This window comes from Acidovorax sp. LjRoot38 (assembly GCF_964252975.1).
In the GTDB taxonomy this organism is placed as follows: domain Bacteria; phylum Pseudomonadota; class Gammaproteobacteria; order Burkholderiales; family Burkholderiaceae_C; genus Acidovorax; species Acidovorax facilis.
In genome coordinates this window covers 1-1,321 of sequence record NZ_CAXUPT020000043.1, presented here as the reverse complement: position 1 = coordinate 1,321, position 1,321 = coordinate 1, and the positions used below count along the sequence as shown (strand labels likewise).

The 1,321-nt window shown below is 62.3% G+C and carries 1 protein-coding gene and 1 other annotated feature; the gene reads right to left on the bottom strand.

What is annotated here, in order from left to right:
* Positions 1-39 precede the first annotated feature (39 nt).
* Positions 40-1,271, bottom strand: a protein-coding gene (locus ACSQ22_RS26285) for an IS3 family transposase (protein ID WP_436131963.1) whose coding sequence is annotated in 2 segments (ribosomal slippage) — positions 40-980 and positions 980-1,271 — 1,233 coding nt in all. Because the reading frame shifts where the segments join, the coding sequence is not laid out codon by codon here.
* Positions 877-993, bottom strand: a sequence feature (AL1L pseudoknot). (Overlaps the previous gene by 117 nt.)
* Positions 1,272-1,321: the final 50 nt, after the last annotated feature.

The following is a 1,321-nucleotide window of genomic DNA, read 5'->3' as shown; positions in this document are numbered from 1 at the left end:
TGAATCGCCCCGGGATTCGAGGAGGCTGTTTGGTTTAAGTCAGGTCACCACAGCAGTGACCCGACTGGCGAGTTGCCGGTAGTAGTTTGCCTCAGCCTCTGCCGGCGGTATGTAGCCGATGGGCTCGAGCAGGCGATGGTGGTTGAACCAGGACACCCATTCCAGGGTCGCGAACTCCACCGCCTCCTTGGTCTTCCATGGCGCTCGACGATGAATCAACTCGGCCTTGTACAGCCCGTTGATGGTCTCGGCCAAAGCGTTGTCGTAGCTGTCGCCCTTGCTGCCCACGGATGGCTCGATGCCAGCTTCGGCCAGTCGCTCCGTGTAGCGAATGCTGACGTATTGCGACCCTCTGTCGGAGTGACAGACCAGGCTGCCGTCGCGTTCGGGCTGTCTGGCGTACAGGGCTTGCTCCAGCGCATCGAGCACGAAGTCAGTGCGCATTGAGCTGCTCACGCGCCAACCCACGATGCGACGGGCAAACACGTCAACGACGAAGGCCACGTACAGCCAGCCCTGCCAAGTCGAGACATAGGTGAAGTCGCTCACCCACAACTGGTTCGGTCGCTCGGCACAGAACTGCCGGTTGACCCGGTCCAGCGGGCATGGCGCCCTGGCATCACCGACGGTCGTGCGCACGACCTTGCCGCGCATCACACCGCGCAGCCCCAGCTTGCGCATCAGGCGCTCGACCGTGCAGCGAGCCACGCTCACACCTTCGCGCCCCAGTTGGCGCCACACCTTGTCAGCGCCGTAGACCTGCATGTTGGCCTGCCAGAGGCGTTGAATCTGCGGTATCAACTGCTCATCTCGCAAAGCCCGAGCGCAGCGTTTGTGTGGCTCGCGCAGCAGCGCAGCATGTCTTCGATAAGCCGACGGAGCAATCTGCAAGACCTTGCAGAGCGGCTCGACCCCGAAGGTATCGCGATGCTTGTCGATGAAGTCCTTCAGGACTTGAGCCGGCGGTCGAGCTCCGCCTGGGCGAAAAACGCGCTGGCCAGCTTCAATATCTCATTGGCCCGCCGCAGCTCCTTGACCTCGCGCTCCAGTTCCTTGACCCGCTGAGCCTCGCTGGTCGTGACGCCTTCACGCACGCCAGCGTCGACCTCCGCGCGCTTGACCCATTCGTTCAAGGTCTGCGGCACACAGCCAATCTTGGGGGCGATGGACTCGATGGCGGCCCACAACGACGGGTACTCCCCACGGTGCTCCTGCACCATCCTCACTGCACGCTCACGCACCTCAGGCGAGAACTTGTTCGTCTTCTTCATGGCTCAATCCTCTCAGAGTGTTGAGCCTCCTCAAAACCCGGGGCGATTCA